The organism is Embleya sp. NPDC050493 (genome assembly GCF_044458105.1).
GTDB lineage: Bacteria > Actinomycetota > Actinomycetes > Streptomycetales > Streptomycetaceae > Embleya.
Window position 1 is genome coordinate 202,101 of the sequence record NZ_JBITHP010000010.1, and the last position, 17,819, is coordinate 219,919.

17 protein-coding genes are annotated in these 17,819 nt (G+C 71.4%); 10 read left to right on the forward strand and 7 right to left on the reverse strand.

What is annotated here, in order from left to right; all coding sequences use genetic code 11:
* Positions 1–46 precede the first annotated feature (46 nt).
* From ACIBM5_RS21405 to ACIBM5_RS21425, 5 genes are all read right to left on the reverse strand, one after another.
* Positions 47–892: an anti-sigma factor family protein gene (locus ACIBM5_RS21405; protein ID WP_396008300.1), complete on the reverse strand. Its 846-nt coding sequence runs from the start codon at positions 890–892 to the stop codon at positions 47–49.
* The gene (locus ACIBM5_RS21410; RefSeq protein ID WP_396008301.1) at positions 889–1,539 is read right to left on the reverse strand and encodes a sigma-70 family RNA polymerase sigma factor; all 651 of its coding nucleotides are present in this window, start codon (positions 1,537–1,539) and stop codon (positions 889–891) included. Before ACIBM5_RS21410 ends, ACIBM5_RS21405 begins: the two co-directional genes overlap by 4 nt.
* A 116-nt stretch (positions 1,540–1,655) precedes the next feature.
* On the reverse strand, positions 1,656–3,224 hold the full coding sequence (locus tag ACIBM5_RS21415; protein WP_396008302.1) for a hypothetical protein: 1,569 nt from the start codon (positions 3,222–3,224) through the stop codon (positions 1,656–1,658).
* Positions 3,221–3,481, reverse strand: a complete 261-nt coding sequence (locus tag ACIBM5_RS21420; protein ID WP_391588149.1) for a MoaD/ThiS family protein — start codon at positions 3,479–3,481, stop codon at positions 3,221–3,223. Before ACIBM5_RS21420 ends, ACIBM5_RS21415 begins: the two co-directional genes overlap by 4 nt.
* 120 nt (positions 3,482–3,601) lie before the next feature.
* Positions 3,602–4,360, reverse strand: a complete 759-nt coding sequence (locus ACIBM5_RS21425; protein WP_396008303.1) for an alpha/beta hydrolase — start codon at positions 4,358–4,360, stop codon at positions 3,602–3,604.
* 243 nt (positions 4,361–4,603) lie between these two features.
* Between ACIBM5_RS21425 and ACIBM5_RS21430 the strand changes: the two genes are divergently transcribed.
* The 10 genes from ACIBM5_RS21430 to pstB all read left to right on the forward strand — a co-directional run bounded on the left by ACIBM5_RS21430 (position 4,604) and on the right by pstB (position 15,936).
* Complete coding sequence (locus ACIBM5_RS21430) at positions 4,604–5,317, forward strand: winged helix-turn-helix domain-containing protein (protein WP_396008304.1); 714 nt, start codon at positions 4,604–4,606, stop codon at positions 5,315–5,317.
* 167 nt (positions 5,318–5,484) lie between these two features.
* Positions 5,485–6,504 (forward strand): LacI family DNA-binding transcriptional regulator, encoded by a 1,020-nt coding sequence (locus ACIBM5_RS21435; protein WP_396008305.1) that lies wholly within the window; start codon positions 5,485–5,487, stop codon positions 6,502–6,504.
* A 44-nt stretch (positions 6,505–6,548) separates the two neighbouring features.
* Positions 6,549–7,490, forward strand: a complete 942-nt coding sequence (gene mshD, locus ACIBM5_RS21440) for a mycothiol synthase (protein WP_396008306.1) — start codon at positions 6,549–6,551, stop codon at positions 7,488–7,490.
* A gap of 84 nt (positions 7,491–7,574) precedes the next feature.
* Positions 7,575–9,752: an RNA degradosome polyphosphate kinase gene (locus ACIBM5_RS21445; RefSeq protein WP_396008307.1), complete on the forward strand. Its 2,178-nt coding sequence runs from the start codon at positions 7,575–7,577 to the stop codon at positions 9,750–9,752.
* Entirely contained in the window at positions 9,739–10,722 is a 984-nt protein-coding gene (locus ACIBM5_RS21450) for a CHAD domain-containing protein (protein ID WP_396008308.1), read from the forward strand. Before ACIBM5_RS21445 ends, ACIBM5_RS21450 begins: the two co-directional genes overlap by 14 nt.
* Positions 10,715–11,521, forward strand: a complete 807-nt coding sequence (locus tag ACIBM5_RS21455) for an NUDIX hydrolase (RefSeq protein WP_396008309.1) — start codon at positions 10,715–10,717, stop codon at positions 11,519–11,521. Before ACIBM5_RS21450 ends, ACIBM5_RS21455 begins: the two co-directional genes overlap by 8 nt.
* A gap of 288 nt (positions 11,522–11,809) precedes the next feature.
* Positions 11,810–12,955: a phosphate ABC transporter substrate-binding protein PstS gene (gene pstS, locus ACIBM5_RS21460; RefSeq protein ID WP_391588142.1), complete on the forward strand. Its 1,146-nt coding sequence runs from the start codon at positions 11,810–11,812 to the stop codon at positions 12,953–12,955.
* A 37-nt stretch (positions 12,956–12,992) separates the two neighbouring features.
* On the forward strand, positions 12,993–13,988 hold the full coding sequence (pstC, locus tag ACIBM5_RS21465; protein WP_396008310.1) for a phosphate ABC transporter permease subunit PstC: 996 nt from the start codon (positions 12,993–12,995) through the stop codon (positions 13,986–13,988).
* Positions 13,985–15,094 (forward strand): phosphate ABC transporter permease PstA, encoded by a 1,110-nt coding sequence (gene pstA / locus ACIBM5_RS21470; RefSeq protein ID WP_396008311.1) that lies wholly within the window; start codon positions 13,985–13,987, stop codon positions 15,092–15,094. Before pstC ends, pstA begins: the two co-directional genes overlap by 4 nt.
* Positions 15,095–15,159: 65 nt before the next feature.
* The gene (gene pstB, locus ACIBM5_RS21475; RefSeq protein ID WP_391588139.1) at positions 15,160–15,936 is read left to right on the forward strand and encodes a phosphate ABC transporter ATP-binding protein PstB; all 777 of its coding nucleotides are present in this window, start codon (positions 15,160–15,162) and stop codon (positions 15,934–15,936) included.
* A gap of 143 nt (positions 15,937–16,079) precedes the next feature.
* On the opposite strand, the gene ACIBM5_RS21480 is transcribed toward pstB, so the two are convergent.
* Positions 16,080–17,075 carry an anion permease gene (locus ACIBM5_RS21480; protein WP_391588138.1) on the reverse strand — a complete coding sequence of 332 codons (996 nt, stop codon included), beginning with the start codon at positions 17,073–17,075 and terminating at the stop codon, positions 16,080–16,082.
* A gap of 4 nt (positions 17,076–17,079) precedes the next feature.
* Positions 17,080–17,700, reverse strand: a complete 621-nt coding sequence (locus tag ACIBM5_RS21485) for a DUF47 domain-containing protein (RefSeq protein WP_020552276.1) — start codon at positions 17,698–17,700, stop codon at positions 17,080–17,082.
* Positions 17,701–17,819 lie beyond the last annotated feature (119 nt).

Genomic DNA, 17,819 nt, shown 5'->3' on the forward strand with positions numbered 1-17,819 from the left:
AAAATTGTCCGCCCATTGAGATGGGCGGACAATTACTGCCGATTTGTCATGGTTGTGCGGGCGGGATCTCCAGCAGTTGCTCACCGTCGCCGACGGTTTTGACGGCGAACCGGGTGATCTCGCCGACCGGGATGCTGGTCGCGCCCCGAATCGGATCGCCGGATCCGTACCCGCCGTTCGGGACCACCCACGAGGACGCCGTCTCCACCCGGCCCCGAGTGCCGTAGACGTCCAACTGGCAGCGGGTGCCCGGCCGGATGCCGGACAGCGACAGATCCAGGCTGCTGCCCCACGCGGTGGCGGCGTAGCGCAATTCGGCACCCATGCCGGAGCGCGGGTCGCCGCCGCGGGCGATCCGTCCGCCCGGCTGCCCGGGCGGCGTCGCGGTGCCGTCCGGGCCGGCCGTCCCGGACGGGCGCCCCGGAGCCGCGGTCGTCGGCGGCGCGGCGGCCGAGTCGCCGGTGTCCGAGGAGTCGCCGAGGGCCCAACCGGTGAGGCCCGCGAGGACCATCAGCACGGCCGCCGCGGCGGCCACCGCATGGCGCAACCGGCGGCTCCGATCCGCCTGCCGGGCCGCGGCGGACAACACGCGTGCGGGCGCGGCGCCGTTCGCCGCCACGCCGCTGGCCTGTGCCTCGGCCTCGGTCAGCCGGGCGAGCAGCGCGGGCAGGCCCGCGAGTTCCTCGTATTCGGCCCGGCAGCGCGGGCACGTGGCCACGTGTTGCCGGACTCGGACGGCCTCGTCCTCGTCGAGGGCGCCGACCACGAACGCGCCGAGATCCAGGCGGGCCACCGCGCAGCCCAGCCGTGCGGGTGGGCCCGCCGGCTTCGGCGGATGCGCGTCGGGAGCGGCGCCGTGCGCCGCCGCGTTCTCGTCACCGGTGTCCGTCACGGGACCAACCCCCTTTCCTCCAAGGCCACGCGCAGCGCTCGCAGCGCGTAGTACGTCCGTGATTTGACGGTGCCCTCGGGCACGCCCAGCGTCTTGGCCGCGTCGGCCACCGAACTGCCCCGGTAGTAGGTCTCCAGCAGCACGGCGCGATGTTCGGGGCTCAGCGCGGCCATCGCATCGGCGACGTCCCAGGCGAGCACGGCCCGGTCGAACTCGGCCTCGGCGCCTTCGTCCGCCACCGTCGCCAGCACCGCGTCGCCGGTCTCGGGCGGGCGGGCCCGACGGGCCCGGCCGACGTCGATCACCACGTTGCGGGCCACCGTGCACAACCAGCCCCGCACCGAACCCCGGGTCGGGTCCAGCGCCTCGGGATGACGCCACGCACGCAGCAGCGTCTCCTGGACCACGTCCTCGGCCCAGGCCCGGTCGCCGCCGGTCAGGCGCAATGCGAAGCCGAGGAGCGGGCCGCCGTGTTCGAGGTAGAGCGTGCGGATGACCGCTTCGTCGGCGGTCGATATTCGCGAGGCGGAGTGCAGCGGGTCGGCGGCGGGCCGCTCGTCCCCGGCAGGCGGCCGGGCCAGGAAGGCCCGGGCCGCCGCCGGATCCGCCTGGGCCTCGACGCCGAGCAGTTCCGAACGTTGCGCCACACCCTCTGCACGGGTGGGCGGGTCCGGCGGTTCATCCCGGCTCCCGGGACGGGACCGGCGGTGTATCCACGGCATGGCCGCATCCTCCCGTGGCGGGGCCGCCGCCGTACGGATAATCAGCCGATCATGACCCTGCCCAGCAGATACGCGGCCGGAGCGGCGAGTGCGAGCGGCAGGGACACACCGGCGGTGAAGTGAACGAACCTGGACGGATGGTCGTAGCCGGCGACCCGCCGGCCGAGCAGCCCGAGCGCCGAGGCGGCGGCGCCGAGCAGCGCGGCGTGCGGCGCTTCGCCGCCCAGCGCGATGCCCGCGGCGGCGCCCGCCGCGGTGCCGAGCAGCCAGGACGGAATCGGCGCGACGGCAGCCGGCAGCGGCACCGCCCGCACCAGCGTGGCGACCCCGGCCGCGAGCACCGCGCACACCACGGCCGCGCCCGCGTCGATCGGGCCGCCGTGGAGTTCGCCCGCGACCAGATAGGCGACGTCGAACGCGGTGATCAGCGCGGCCGACGTGGTCACCGTGAGCGCGGGCAACAACTCGCCCGGTCGGGCCCCGCTCCGGGCCTGGAGGGCGAGCATCACCAACAACGTGCCGGCGAGCACGGCGGGCACGCTCGCCAGACCCTGCTCACCCTTGGCGTAGACCGCGACATCCGTGCCGAACGCGGCCACCACGACCAGCGCGATGCCCTGGCGCGCCGGCCACATGCCGTTGAGCCGGAACCATCCGGCGGCGGTGAGCACCTGGAGGAACGCGACGCTCAGCACCAGGGCCGGCTTCCCGGCGATCGCGGTCACCGCCAGGACGGCGGCCAGGCCGACCGTGCACAGCGCCGGCACCATGCCCGGCGGATCCCAGATCGGCGTCCGGGGTGTACGTGCGGGCGCCTCGCCGGTGCGCTGGGCGGGCACCCGGGCGAGCCTGCGCCCGGAGCCGGCCGGGGCGTCGTACTCGGCGGGCGCGTCGTTCGGGTGGTCGCGGTCGTGGCCGAAGTCGTGATCGACGTCGGCGTGGTTCCGCTCGTGCTCGAACGCGGTGTACTCCGCAGACTCGTCCCGCAGATGGTCGTCCTGGGGTCGATACCCGCCGTACGGGTCCGGCCCGGCGTCGGGGATCGGCTCCACGATCGCCGGCAGCACGCTCGTCGCACCGTCGCGGTCCGCGTGGCCCGAGCCGTACCCGTCCCACCCGGGTTCGGCGAGCGCCGGCAACATCTCGGTGGCGTCCGGGTAGCCGTATCCGCCGGCGGGCACATTCGGCAGCGGTTCGGCATACGCCTGCCCGGCCTGCGAATTCTGCGGATAGGAGTCCTGCGGGTAGGACTCGTGCGCATAGGAATCCGGATAGGACTCCCCACCGTGGTCGTCGTCCCGGGGACCGGGCTCCTGCGGCCGGGTCTCCACCGGGTACGCCGCAGGCGGATAGCCGTACGCGCCCTGGTCGCCAGGCTGCATGTACTGCCCGGATTCGGCATGGCCGCCGAGTTGTCCGCCGTACGCATCGGCGGCGGGTGTGCCGTACGGCTCGCCGTAGTACTCGCCGGGTGCCGCGAACGCCTGCTCGCCGTGACCCGGTCCGGCCGGGCCCGGGTCGAACGGGGGTTCGCCGGGGATCGCGGCGGGGTCGTAACCGCCCGGTTCCTCGTATCGGTCGCCCGCCGGGCGCCCGCGTCGGCCGCTCATCCGCCGGCGAAGGGAGGCAGGACCTCGACGGTGCCGCCCTCGGTCAGGGTGATCGCCGTGTGGTCGCGCCGCCCGACGGGGTCGCCGTCCACGACGAACGAGCAGTTCGCGACGACCGCGCCGAAGCGGGTCGAGTCGTCGTGCCGTTCACGGGCGCGCCGCAGCGCCTCGGCGAGGGTGGCCGCGTCGTACGGCTCCTCGGCCGTGCCCGCGGCTTCCTTCGCCGCGGCCCAGTACCGCATGGTGCCGACCGCCATCGCGCGCCCTCCCGTGTGTTCCGTGTCTGCGTCCGGGGCTTCGCCGCCCCGACGGCGCCGAAGTGTGCAGCATCCATGATGACGCCTCCCGACGGACCGTTCGGCCGCCCGGCGTCCGGATCACCCCTCGGTGTGTGCCCGGGCCCAGCGCGCGATCCGATCCACCAGGTCGGCGCCGACCGCGTTCTCCGCGTGCCCGAGGCCGGGCTCGATCCACAGGTCCTTCGGCATTCCGGCCGCATCGTGGATCTGCCGGGGGTGGTCCAACGGGAAGTACGGGTCGCGGTCGCCGTGCACCACGAGCAGCGGCGTGGGCGCGATCGCCGCGGCGGCCTCGAACGGGGCGAGCGGCACCGGATCCCACTCCCGGGCGGAGATCCGAGTGCGCAGCACGAAGCGGGCCACCGCGCGCCCGGACCGGCGTTCGATCGCGAAGTGCACTCGGCGCATCGGCTGGGTGCCCCGGTAGTACCAGCGGGCCGGCGCGCTCACCGCGACCACCGCCGCGACCCCGCCGTGCAACGCGGCGTGCCGCAACACGACGCTGCCGCCCATCGAGAAGCCGACCGTGACCACCCGCTGGTAGCCGAGCCTGCGGGCCCACCCGACGGCCGCCTCCAGGTCACGCACCTCGCGGTCGCCCACCGTGCTCAGGCCGGTGGACGCGCCGTGGCCGCGAAAATCGAAGCCGATCGCCCCGCCGTGCGCCCGCAGCCCCTCGAGCACCGCGCCGACGGCGGGCCGGCGCCACGAACCGGTGAACCCGTGGGCGACCACGAAGACCCGATCGCGCGGCCCGAAACCGGCCGCGGGCCCGTGTACGGCGCTGATCCGCACGTCGTCGTCGGTGATCAGGACGGCCTGCTCGGGTGCAGGCATTCCGGTGAACGGGGGACCCGGAGGTGTCCGCAGTGCGGGAAGATCCCCGGGTAGGTCGGTTCCTCGAGACATGTTCGCTATCCTGACCCCGCAGGCTCACCTCCGACGACGGGCACACCCCACGGACCCCAGAAGTGGTTCCCGACGGGTTACGGAATCGGACGAGTCGGCGACCGATGAAGGATCCGGGCGACGATGCCCCGGGTCCTTTCGTGTTTTGTGCCTGTTTTGGGAGGTGTCCCGTTGAGTGCACTGCTGCTGCTCACGAACGCGCTCCAGCCGTCGGCCGAGGTGCTGCCCGCACTCGGTCTGCTGCTGCACCAGGTACGCGTGGCGCCGGCGGAGGCGTCCGCGTTGGTCGACGCGCCGGCCGCGGACGTCATCCTGGTCGACGGTCGGCGCGACCTCCCGCAGGTGCGCAGTCTGTGTCGGGTGTTGCGGACCACCGGGGTCGGTGCCCCGCTGGTGCTGGTGGCCACCGAGGGCGGGCTGGCCGCGCTGACCGCGGACTGGGGCTTCGACGACGTCCTGCTGGACACCGCCGGGCCCGCCGAGGTCGAGGCCCGCCTGCGGTTGGCGATCGGCCGGCTCCAGGCGGCGCAGGGGGCCGAGGACGAGCCCACCGAGATCCGCAACGGCGACCTGAGCATCGACGAGGCCACCTACAGCGCGAAGCTGCGCGGTCGGGTGCTGGATCTGACGTTCAAGGAGTTCGAACTGATCAAGTACCTCGCGCAGCACCCGGGCCGGGTGTTCACCCGGGCCCAGTTGTTGCAGGAGGTGTGGGGTTACGACTACTTCGGCGGCACCCGCACGGTCGATGTGCACGTTCGCCGGCTGCGAGCGAAACTCGGGCCCGAGCACGAGTCGTTGATCGGCACGGTGCGCAACGTCGGCTACCGGTTCGTGGTGCCCGATCGGGGCGTCGGCGAGCCCGCGCTCGCCGAGCGCACGTGACCCGGCGCTCGATGCCGGGGCCGTCCGGTGGAGCCGACGGAGCGCCGAGTTCCGTGCGCCACGACACAAAGCAGACTTATCCGGAAGAACGCGGAGAAGCGTCCCGTCCCGCGTCCAGGTTGTGAACTCCCGTGAGTAGCGCCGGTCCCCGTCCCTACAATGACCGCGTGCCCAAAGTGACCCGCGACGACGTCGCCCGCCTCGCGGGGACCTCCACCGCGGTGGTCTCCTACGTCGTCAACAATGGCCCGCGCCCGGTCGCGCCGGCCACGCGCGAGCGTGTCCTCGCCGCGATAGACAAGCTGGGTTACCGGCCCGACAGCGTCGCCCAGGCGATGGCCAGCCGCCGGACCAACCTGATCGGTCTGGTGCTGCCCGACGCCCGGCAGGCGTTCTTCGCCGAGCTCGCGCACACCGTCGAGCAGGCCGCCTTCGAGCAGGGCCGACTGGTACTGATCGGCAATTCCGACTACGAGGACGACCGCGAACTGCACTACGTGCGCGCGTTCCTCGGCATGCAGGTGTCCGGGCTCGTGCTGGTCAGCCAGGGCCCCTCGGAGCGCGCAGCGCGCGAGATCGCCACCCGGGACGTGCGGGTGGTGCTGATGCACCGTCAGCCCGACGCGCTCGGCGGCGACGCGGTCATCCTGAACGACGTCGAGGGCGCCTACACCGCCGTCCGCCACCTGATCGACACCCACGGCTTCACCCGGGTGGACTGCCTGGGCGGCCCGCCCAGCACCCCGGACTCGGGCGACCCGGTCACCGACCACGTCACCGGCTGGCGGCGGGCGATGACCGAGCGCGGGCTGTCCACCGAGGGGCTGCTGCACGAGGCGCCCTTCGGTCGGTTCGGCGCCTATCAGGTCGCGTTGTCGCTGCTGACCGGCCCGGATCGGCCCCGGGCGCTGTTCTGCTCGACCGACGACCAGGCGATGGGTGTCCTGCACGCGGCCCGCGAGGCGGGTGTGCGGGTCCCGGACGACCTCGCCGTGGTGGGCTTCGACGACATCGCCGAGGCGGCCATCGCCGATCCGCCGCTGACCACGGTGACCTCCGACCGACCGGGCATGGCCCGCGCCGCGGTGGAACTGGCGCTGGAGCGCGAACCGGCCGCGGCCGGCGACCCGCGGGTGCGCACCTTCCCCTCCACGCTGGTGGTCCGCCGCAGCTGCGGTTGCGGCTGACGGCCGCGCGACGACCCGCGACACCGCTCAGTACCGTGGAGGCCATGGACCTCGCGGATGTGTCGATCGAGACGGTGAATCGGGCCTCGGCGGAAGACGCCTCGGTCGTGCTGGCCCTCGCGGAGGCGGCGGCCGGCCTCGACGGCGCCTCGCCGCTGTCCGAGCAGTCCCGGCTGGAGCTGCGGCACGGCGCGCCCTCGGCGCGCGAGCTGCTCGTCCGGGACGGCGCCGCGATCGTCGGCTTCGCACACCTGGACGGCTCGGACCTCGTGGACGGCCCGTCCGCCGAACTGTTCGTCGCCCCGGCCGCGCGCGGCGCGGGCCTGGGCCGGACACTGCTGGAGTCGCTGGCGGCCGAGGCGGCCCGGATCGACGAGGCCGGCCGGTTGCGGGTGTGGGCGCACGGCAAGCTGCCCGCGGCCGAGCGGCTGGCCGCGGCGCTGGGCTTCACCGCGTTCCGCGAGTTGTGGCAGATGCGCCGCACGGCCGGCACCCCGGTGCCCGACCTGGCCATGCCCGCCGATGTGCGGCTGCGCACCTTCCGTCCCGGCACGGACGACAAGGCCTGGCTGGCGCTCAACGCCAAGGCCTTCGCGCACCACCCCGAGCAGGGCGCGTGGACGGCGGACGACCTGGGCCGCCGGTTCGCCGAGCCGTGGTTCGACCCGGCCGGCTTCTTCCTCGCCGAGGACACCGACACCGGCGAGCTGCTCGGCTTCCACTGGACCAAGACCCACCCCGCGACCGCGGACTCGGGCCCGCTGGGCGAGGTGTACGTGGTCGGCGTCGACCCGGCGGCGCAGGGCCGCGGGCTCGGCGCGCTGCTGACCTCGGTGGGTCTGCGGCACCTGGCCCAGCGCACCGTCGAGGGCCGCCCGCTCGCCGAAACACTGCTCTATGTGGACGCGGACAACGAGGCGGCCGTCAAGGTGTACACCCGATTGGGCTTTCGCGTACACACTGTCGATGTGATGTACCGACGCTGAACACGGTGTGAAACCTGGCGAACATCTGTTTCGGGTCGGGGTCGCACAGGTGCGCATAGACCGCCGCGAAAAGACAATGGTCTGATGAACGCCGAGACTCCTGCCGCTCGATCCTCCCGACACCTGACCGTGGCCGTGCCGCCGGCGAAGGCGGGCGGCTCGAACACGGTCGCCGCGGCCCCGCCGCTGCCGGAGAGCGGGCTGCCCCTGGACCGGTTCCTGGACCGGGAGGGCAGCTGGCTGGCGTTCAACGAGCGGGTGCTCGAACTCGCCGAGGATCCGAGCACACCGCTGCTGGAGCGGGCCCGGTATCTGGCCATTTTCGCGTCCAATCTGGACGAGTTCTTCATGGTCCGGGTGGCCGGTCTCAAGCGCCGGATCGCCACCGGTCTCGCGGTGCGCGCGGCCAGCGGCCTGCAGCCGCGCGAGGTGCTGGAGAACATCTGGTCGCGCAGCCGGGCCCTGATGGCCCGGCACTCCACGTGCTTCCACCACGACGTGCTGCCCGCGCTCGGCGAGTCCGACATCCAGCTGCTGCGCTTCGACGACCTCACCGACGGCGAGCGGCAGTCGTTGTACGCGCTCTTTCGCGAGCGGGTCTTCCCGGTGCTCACCCCCCTCGCGGTGGACCCGGCCCACCCGTTCCCGTACATCTCCGGCCTGTCGCTGAACCTGGCCGTGATCGTGCGCAACCCGCGCTCGGGCAACGAGCACTTCGCCCGGGTCAAGGTGCCGCCGCTGCTGCCGCGCTTCGTGGAGACCTCGCCGGCCCGCTTCGTGCCGCTGGAGGAGGTGATCGCCGAGTTCCTCGGCGATCTGTTCCCGGGCATGGACGTGCTGGGCCACCACGCCTTCCGGGTCACCCGCAACGAGGATCTGGAGGTCGAGGAGGACGACGCGGAGAACCTGCTCCAGGCACTGGAGCGGGAACTGATGCGCCGCCGGTTCGGCCCGCCGGTCCGGCTGGAGGTCGAGGAGACCATCGACCCGCACGTGCTCGACCTGCTGGTGCGCGAGTTGGGCGTGGGCGAGAAGGAGGTCTACCCGCTGCCCGGTCCGCTGGATCTGACCGGTCTGCACGCGATCGCCGACCTGGACAAGCCCGAGCTCAAGTTCGGCCGCTTCGTCGCCGGCACCCATCGCGACCTGGCCGAGGTGGAGACCGCGCAGGCCGCCGACGTGTTCGCCGCGATGCGCAAGCGCGACATCCTGGTGCACCACCCCTACGACTCGTTCGCCACGTCGGTCCAGGCGTTCCTGGAGCAGGCCGCGGCCGACCCGGACGTGCTCGCGATCAAGCAGACCCTGTACCGCACCTCGGGCGACTCGCCGATCGTGGACGCGCTGGTGGACGCGGCCGAGTCCGGCAAGCAGGTACTGGTCCTGGTCGAACTCAAGGCCCGCTTCGACGAGCACGCCAACATCACCTGGGCGCGCAAGCTGGAGCAGGCCGGCTGCCATGTCGTACACGGCGTGGTGGGGCTCAAGACGCACTCCAAGCTGTGCCTGGTGGTCCGCCAGGAGGGCGACACGCTGCGCCGCTACTGCCACATCGGGACCGGCAACTACAACCCGAAGACGGCCCGGCTCTACGAGGACCTGGGCCTGCTGACCGCCGACCCGCAGGTCGGCGAGGACATGTCGAACCTGTTCAACCGGCTCTCCGGCTACTCGCGCGCGCAATCGTTTCGGCGGTTGCTGGTGGCCCCGCACTCGTTGCGCAACGGGCTGGTCGAGCGGATCGAGCGCGAGGTGGCCAACCACGAGCAGGGGCTGCCGGCGTACGTCCGGCTCAAGTCGAACTCGCTGGTCGACGAACTGGTGATCGACGCGCTCTACCGTGCCTCACAGGCCGGCGTCCCGATCGATCTGTGGATCCGGGGCATCTGCGCGCTGCGCCCGGGCGTTCCCGGTCTGTCCGAGACCATCCGAGTGCGCAGTATTCTCGGGCGATTCCTGGAACACTCGAGGGTGTGGGTGTTCGCCGGCGGCGGCGAGCCCGAGGTGTGGATCGGCAGTGCCGACCTGATGCACCGCAACCTGGACCGCAGGGTCGAGGCGGCGGTGCGGCTGCGCGGCGATCGACACCGCGACGAGATGACGTCCTTCATGGACCTGGGGATGAGCGCGGAGACCGCGTCCTGGCATCTGGACCGGGACGGCACCTGGACCAGGCACGCAACCGCTGCCGACGGCAGCCCGCTGCGTGACGTGCAGGAGCACCTCATCGAGACCCGGAGGCGCAGACGTGGGCCGGACTGAGCAGGCGACCGCCATCCCTCGGCAGCGCGCGGCGGCCGAGGACACCTCGGCCCACGCCATCCTGGTCGCCCATCTGGTCGGGGAGGCCGGCGCGTTCATCGACGAACTGCCCCGACTGAGCGCGGGCGAGGAGGAGGCCGCGCACAACGCGCGCGTGGCCGCCCGGCGGATCCGCAGCGCGCTGGCCACGTGCGCGCCGCTGCTGGAGCCGGAGCCCGCCGCGCGACTGCGCACCCGGTTGCGCGACGCGGCGGACGCGCTCGCGGGCGAGCGGGACGCCGAGGTGCTGCTGGAGCGCCTGCTGGCCGACCTGGACGCGCTGCCCGAGCGCCCCGGCTCGGCCCGGGCCCGGGCGCTGGTCACCCGCCGACTGCGCGGCGATCTGGACGCCGGCCGATCCCGCGCGCTGACCGCGCTGGGCACGGGGGTGTTCACCGCGCTGTCCGCGGACCTGGTGGAGCCGGCTCTGGGCCTGACCTTCACCGAGCGGGCCGCGGCACCGGGCGCCGACGTCGTGCCCGGGCTGGTCGCCCGGACGCTGCGCCGACTGGACCGCGCGGCCGAGGCGCTGCCGCTGGCGGCGGCGGGCGTGCCCTATCCGGCCGACCACGCCGGGTTCACCCCGTACGCGGGCACCGACGACGAGGCGTGGCACCGGGTGCGGATCCTGGCCAAGCGGGCGCGCTACGCGGCCGACATGTGCGTGCCCGCGTTCGGCCCGCCCGCCGCTCGGCTGGCCCGGCGGCTCAAGGCGGTGACCGAGGTGCTCGGCGTGCACCAGGACGCGACCATCGCCGCCGACGCGGTCGCCGAACTCGCGGCCGGCCCTCGGGTCGGCGGGCCCACCGCCTTCGTACTGGGCGAGTTGTACGCGCACGAGCGGCACGTCGCCACGGCTCAGCGGTACGCGTTCACGCGGGTGTGGCCCAAGGCGGGCACCGCGCAGGTACGGGCGTGGCTCGATGGATGATCCGCCCGCGTCCGCGCCCGCCGACCCGGTACTCGCCGCGGGCGGGGTGCTGTGGCGTCGGGTCGGGGACACGGTGCAGGTCGGGTTGGTGCATCGGCCGCGCTACGACGACTGGTCCTTTCCCAAGGGCAAGCTGGAGCCGGGCGAGCCCGCGGTGGTGGCTGCGGTCCGCGAGATCGCCGAGGAGACCGGCTACCGGGCCATCCTGGGCCGCGAGCTGGGGGTGCGCAGTTATCCGATGCACTCGCGCGATCGGCTCAAGATCAACCGCTACTGGGTCGCCGAGGCGGTCGCCGGCGAGTTCGTCGCCAATCACGAGGTGGACCGGATGTGGTGGGGTCCGCCGGAGGAGGCCGCGACGCTGCCCGGGGCGCCGGACTACACCGCGTCGCTGACCGACGCGTTTCGCACCGGGCCGCCGCCCGCGACGGTGCCGGTCCTGGTGCTGCGGGCGGGCCCGGCGTTCGCCCGACGGCTGGTGCCGATGCTGGCCGCGTTCGGACCGGTGGAGGTCTACGGCTGCGCGGAGCCGGCCGCGGCAGCGACGGTGGCGCCCTATGTCGAGGCCGTGGGGGCGCGGGTCCGGGCGACCTCGTGCTCGGTGGCCGACGCGCTGCGCGGCGGCCGGCCGACGCTGCTGTGCGCACCCGTTCCGGACCTGCCCGGCGCCGCCCCCGGGGCGACCGCCACCCGGCTGGCCGCCGAGCCGTTGCTGCCCGGGGAGTTCGCCGTCCTGCACGCGTGGGCGGGTCGAGTCGTGGCCATGGGCCGTTACGCTCCCTACCCGACGGGAAGCTGAGCACTTGGTCAAGCCGTTGTCACGGTTTACCGAACGTCACACTGCGCGCATCTGAACACCCGATGAACACGATCCGGACGGCGCCATAAAGCCCCAGTTCACGGGTGGTAAATGGGCACATGAGCGGACAATTCATCCAGCGGTCGGCTTATCTGACTCGACCGTTCGAGTTCACCCTCGGTTCACTTTGCGCGGCGGATCGCTTCATTCTCACGGCCTAACTTCATGGATGACGGCGCCCGTTCGGGACGCCGCACCACGAGTTGAGTTCGATCGAAAGGGAGCGCCGTGACCATTCGGCCCCGCAGTGTCCGTCGCGGTATCGGCTTCACCGGCCTGGCACTCGCCGGCGCGCTCACGCTGGCCGCGTGTGGCTCCGACGACAACAGCTCGGGTGACGACAAGAAGTCGTCGACGAAGGCCGCGGCCGCCCCCGGCGCCGAGGCCCCCAAGGGTGACTGCGGGACGGGCAAGCTCGCGGCTGCCGGCTCCAGCGCCCAGAAGAACGCGATGGACGAGTGGATCAAGGCGTACCAGGCCAAGTGTTCGGGTGCCTCGATCGACTACGCGTCCTCGGGATCGGGCACCGGCCGTCAGTCGTTCTTCGACAAGCAGGTCACCTTCGCCGGCTCCGACTCGGCGCTCAAGCCGGAAGAGGTCGCCAAGGCGGGCGCGGCGTGCGCCCCCGGCCAGGCGATCAACCTGCCGATGGTGACCGGCCCGATCGCCATCGCGTACAACGTCTCCGGCGTCAAGGACCTGGTCCTGGACGCGAAGACGATCGCCGGCATCTTCTCCGGCAAGATCACCAAGTGGGACGCCGCCGAGATCAAGGCGCTGAACCCGAACGCGCAGCTGCCCGGCACCGCGATCCAGACCGTGCACCGCTCCGAGGCCTCGGGCACCACCGAGAACTTCACCAAGTACCTCAAGGCCGCGGCCGGCGCCGACTGGACCTTCGACGCGGCCCAGGACTGGAAGGCCCCGGGCGGTCAGGGTGCCAAGGGCAGCGAGGGTGTCGCGTCGATCGTGAAGTCGACGCAGGGCGGCATCAGCTACATGGAGCAGTCCTACGCGGAGAACTCCGGCCTGGGCATCGCGCAGATCAACACCGGCGCGTCGGCCCCGGTCAAGCTGACCCCCGAGGCCGCGGGCAAGGCCGTCGAGGCCGCCAAGATCGTGGGCGAGGGCAACGACCTGAAGCTGTCGGTCGACTACGCGACCAAGGCCGAGGGCGCGTACCCGATCATCCTGGTCACCTACGAGATCGTCTGTGAGAAGGGCACCGCCGCGGACAAGCTCCCGCTGCTGAAGTCCTTCCTCAACTACACCTCCAGCGCCGAAGGCCAGAAGGTCCTCGCGGGCATCGGCTACGCGCCGCTCCCGACGACCGTCGCGGACAAGGTTCGCGCCGCCGTGGCCGGTCTGTCCTAGTCCGAGCCCGCTGAGCGACCGACTCGTACGGAGAGAGATGTCCACCACCACTCCCACCGCACCGGCGGAACCCGAGCGCAAGGCCCCCGCGGCCAAGCGCACCAAGGTTCGGCCAGGCGACCGGATCTTCTCCGGTGCCGCCCGCGGCGCCGGCATCAGCCTGCTCGCCATCATGGCCGCGATCGCGATCTTCCTCGTGGTCAAGGCGACGGACGCACTGTCGAAGAACCAGGGCAGCTTCCTGACCGACCAGGGCTGGGACCCGAACACGGCGAAGCCCGCGTTCGGTGTCGTCACGCTCGTGTTCGGCACGGTTGTCAGCGCCACCATCGCGATGCTCATCGCGGTGCCGGTCGCGGTGGGGGTGGCGCTGTTCATCACGCACTACGCTCCCCGGCGGATCGCCCAGACGCTCGGCTACATCGTCGACCTGCTGGCCGCGGTGCCCAGCGTGGTCTACGGCCTGTGGGGCTACATCTTCCTGGCCCCCAAACTGCTCGGCCTGCACGCGTGGTTGTCCGACTACCTCGGCTGGATCCCGCTGTTCGACAAGGAGCAGGCGGGCGTCACCGCGCGCACGCTGTTCACCGTCGGCATCGTGCTGGCCATCATGATCCTGCCGATCATCGCGGCGGTCACCCGTGAGGTCTTCCTCCAGGTGCCCCGTGCCCACGAGGAGGCCGCGCTCGCGCTCGGCGCGACCCGCTGGGAGATGATCCGGATCGCGGTGCTGCCCTACGGCAAGCCCGGCATGATCAGCGCGTCGATGCTCGGCCTCGGCCGCGCGGTCGGCGAGACCATCGCGGTCGCGATGGTGCTCTCCCCCAGCTTCGCCGTCTCGATCCACATCCTGGACCCGGGCAACAACACGATCGCGGCCAACATCGCGAACCAGTTCGGCGAGTCCAACGAGATCGGCCGCGGCGCGTTGATCGCCTCCGGCCTGGTCCTGTTCATCATGACGCTGCTCGTCAACGGTGCCGCGCGGATCGTCATCAACCGGCGCAAGGCGTTCTCGGGAGCGAACTCATGACCGTCCTGGACACGGGCGACAAGCGCCCGGGCATCGGTACGGACGCGGTCGAGGCCGGTCGCGCGGGTCTGCCGGATCCGCGTGCGGCGTCGCTGACCCGTCGGACCCTGCCGCGTCAGGTGCCGTGGGCGATCGCGGGCGGCGGCGTGCTGCTGACGATCCTGCTCGAACTGACCCTGGACAACTGGGCACTCGCGGTCTTCCTCGCCGGCGTGGCCTTCATCGTCACCCTCTCCGCCGTCTCGTGGCGCTTCGAGGACAGCCGGCGGGCCCGGGACCGGTTCGCCACCAGCCTGATCTCCACCACGTTCGTGCTGGCCGTGCTGCCTCTGATCTCGCTGCTGGGCTACACCATCCAGCGCGGCGTGGACAAGCTCACGCCGTACTTCCTGTCCCACTCGATGCGCGGCGTGGGCGCCCGGGACGACACCGGCGGTGTCTACCACGCGATCATCGGCACCCTGGAGCAGGTCGGCCTGGCCGCCCTGATCGCGGTCCCGATCGGTCTGCTCACCGCGATCTACCTGGTCGAGTACGGACGGGGTCGACTCGCCAAGACGGTGACGTTCTTCGTGGACGTGATGACCGGTCTGCCGTCGATCGTCGCGGGTCTGTTCATCTACGCCTTCTGGATCATGATGCTGGGCTTCGAGGCGTCCGGTTTCGCCGGTTCGCTCGCGCTGATGATCCTGATGTTGCCGACGGTGGTGCGCTCCGCCGAGGAGATGCTCAAGCTGGTCCCGAACGAGCTGCGCGAGGCCAGCCTGGCGCTGGGCATCCCCAAGTGGCGCACCGTGCTCAAGGTGGTGCTGCCCACCGCGTTCGGCGGCATCGTCACCGGGGTGATGCTCTCCATCGCCCGCGTGATCGGCGAAACCGCTCCGCTGCTGCTGCTGGTCGGGCTCACCCAGTCGATCAACACCGACCCCTTCTCGGGGTGGCAATCGGCGCTGCCGCTGTACGTGTTCGACCAGAACCACGCCGGCAACCGATTCGCCGAGGAGCGGGCCTGGGCCGCGGCGCTCACGCTGATCGTCATCGTGATGATCCTGAACCTGGCGGCGCGGCTGATCGCCCGCTGGAAGGCACCGAAGGCGGGCCGATGACGGCCACCACGACAACCCGGTCGGCCGACCGCGGAACCGACACCCGCACCGATCCAGAGGCAGGAATGACCAAGCGCATCGAAGTTTCCGGACTCAACGCCTACTACGGCTCGCACAAGGCCGTCGAGGACATCTCGATGACCATGGAGCCGCGTTCGGTCACGGCCTTCATCGGTCCCTCCGGCTGTGGCAAGTCCACCTTCATCCGCACCCTGAACCGCATGCACGAGCTGATCCCGGGTGCCTCGGTGGACGGATCGGTCGCGCTGGACGGGCAGGACCTGTACGGCAGCGACATCGACCCGGTCGCGGTCCGCCGCACGGTCGGCATGGTCTTCCAGCGGCCCAACCCGTTCCCGACCATGTCGATCTACGACAACGTCGCGGCCGGCCTCAAGCTCGCGGGGATCAAGCGCAAGGGCGACCTGGACGCGATCGTCGAGCGTTCGCTGCGCGGCGCGAACCTGTGGACCGAGGTCAAGGACCGGCTGAACAAGCCCGGCGCGGGCCTGTCCGGCGGCCAGCAGCAGCGACTGTGCATCGCCCGGGCGATCGCCGTCGAGCCGCAGGTGCTGCTGATGGACGAGCCGTGCTCGGCGCTCGACCCGATCTCCACGCTCGCGATCGAGGACCTGATCGCGCTGCTGAAGGAGCGGTACACGATCGTGATCGTGACCCACAACATGCAGCAGGCCGCGCGCGTCTCGGACAAGACCGCGTTCTTCAACCTCGCCGGCCCGGGTCAGCCCGGTCGGCTGGTGGAGATCGGCGACACCGAGACGATCTTCTCGGCGCCCACCGAGGAATCGACGGCGGACTACATCGCCGGCCGGTTCGGCTGACGGTCGAGGCTTCGACGGACGGTCGAATGGACATGCGAGAGGGCCCACACCGGGACGGGTGTGGGCCCTCTCGTGCGATATGTCGCGTGCGGACCGAATGCCCCGTACGTCCTGCATTACGTACGCGGCGCGCGGCCGGTGGGTCAGCCCACGATCAGGTGGGTGATCCAGTACACGCAGGCCGCGACCAGGCCGGCGGCCGGCATCGTGGTGAACCAGCCGATCAGGATGTTCTTGGCGACGCCCCAGCGCACCGCCTTGACCCGCTTGGTGGCGCCCACGCCCATGATCGCCGAGGTGATGATGTGCGTGGTGGAGATCGGCGCCTTGAAGACGTAGGCCGTGGTGTACAGGATCGAGGCGGCCGTGGTCTCGGCCGCGAAGCCCTGCGGCGGGTCCAGCTCGATGATCTTGCGGCCGAGCGTGCGCATGATCCGCCACCCGCCCGCGTAGGTGCCCAGCGACAGCGTGACGGCGCACGCGAGCTTGACCCACACCGGAATGCTGTCGCCCTGCTGATGACCGCTGATCACCAGCGCCATCACCACGATGCCCATCGTCTTCTGGGCGTCCTGGATACCGTGCCCGAGCGCCATGCCGGCCGCGGAGACGGTCTGCGCCAGCCGGAAACCGCGCTTGGCCTTGTGCGGGTTGGACTTACGGAACAACCAGATGATCCCGACCATCACCAGGTAGCCGGCGACCAGGCCGACCACCGGCGACACGAACATCGGGATGACGACTTTGTCGAGGACACCGCTCCAGTAGACGGTGCTGGAGCCCGCGAGCGCGGCGCCGACCAGGCCACCGAACAGCGCGTGCGACGAGGACGAGGGCAGGCCGAAGTACCAGGTCAGCAGGTTCCAGAAGATCGCGCCGACCAGCGCCGCGAACAGGATGACCAGACCTTGATGGCCTTCGGGGGTGGCGATCAGCCCTTCGCTGACGGTCTTGGCGACGCCTTCGCCGAGGAAGGCGCCCGCGAGGTTCATCACCGCGGCCATGGCCAGCGCCGCTCGCGGGGTCAGTGCCCGGGTGGACACCGAGGTCGCGATGGCGTTGGCCGAGTCGTGGAAGCCGTTGGTGTAGGTGAAGAAGAGCGCGACGCCGATGACGATGATCAGACCAGTGAGTTCCACTGGGTCAGGACTCCTTGACGGCGATCGTCTCGACCGTGTTCGCCACGTGCTCGAACCCGTCGGCGGCCTCTTCGAGCACGTCGACGATGCCCTTGAGCTTGAGCACGGTCAACGCGTCGTAGGCACCACTGAACAGATGGGCCAAAAGCTTGCGGTGGATCTGGTCGGCCTGGTTCTCGAGTCGGTTGATCTCGATCCAGTACTCGGTCAGGTCCTTCATCGTGCGCAGCCGGGGCATCGCCTCGGCGGTCAGTTCCGAGGCCCGGACCAGCACCTCGATCTGATCCGCGACCTGCGGCGGGAGCTCGTCGAGCTGATACAGCACGACCAGGTCGACGGCCTCTTCCATGTAGTCCATGACATCGTCCAGTTGCGAGGCGAGGGCGTAGATGTCCTCGCGGTCGAACGGGGTGATGAAGGAGGCGTTGAGCTGGCGCATGATCGCATGCGTGGTGTCGTCACCGGCATGCTCGGCCGCGCGCATCCGTTCGGCGATCTCCGGACGAGCGGAGACCTCTGCGCCGAGCAACTCCGTCAGGAGCTTGGATGCGGTGACCAGGTTGCTCGCCGCTGCGGCGAACATGTCGTAGAAGCTCGTCTCCCTGGGGGTCAGACGCAATCGCACTGGAGGTCTCCGGGATAATGAAAGTGGTCGGCGTCGATGCTAGGCGCTCCGGCGGTCGTGCACGCAAACCGGGGAGTCGACGCGAACCGCGACCGTACCCGGTGGTAACGAGACGCGCG

Bases quoted from the DNA above. Each gene is read 5' to 3' on its own strand.
- ACIBM5_RS21415 (WP_396008302.1), bottom strand. From the start codon at position 3,224: ATGAGCGGCCGACGCGGGCGCCCGGCGGGCGACCGATACGAGGAACCG.
- ACIBM5_RS21420 (WP_391588149.1), bottom strand. From the start codon at position 3,481: ATGGCGGTCGGCACCATGCGGTACTGGGCCGCGGCGAAGGAAGCCGCG.
- ACIBM5_RS21425 (WP_396008303.1), bottom strand. From the start codon at position 4,360: ATGCCTGCACCCGAGCAGGCCGTCCTGATCACCGACGACGACGTGCGG.
- mshD (WP_396008306.1), top strand. From the start codon at position 6,549: ATGGACCTCGCGGATGTGTCGATCGAGACGGTGAATCGGGCCTCGGCG.
- ACIBM5_RS21445 (WP_396008307.1), top strand. From the start codon at position 7,575: ATGAACGCCGAGACTCCTGCCGCTCGATCCTCCCGACACCTGACCGTG.
- ACIBM5_RS21455 (WP_396008309.1), top strand. From the start codon at position 10,715: ATGGATGATCCGCCCGCGTCCGCGCCCGCCGACCCGGTACTCGCCGCG.
- pstC (WP_396008310.1), top strand. From the start codon at position 12,993: ATGTCCACCACCACTCCCACCGCACCGGCGGAACCCGAGCGCAAGGCC.
- pstA (WP_396008311.1), top strand. From the start codon at position 13,985: ATGACCGTCCTGGACACGGGCGACAAGCGCCCGGGCATCGGTACGGAC.
- pstB (WP_391588139.1), top strand. From the start codon at position 15,160: ATGACCAAGCGCATCGAAGTTTCCGGACTCAACGCCTACTACGGCTCG.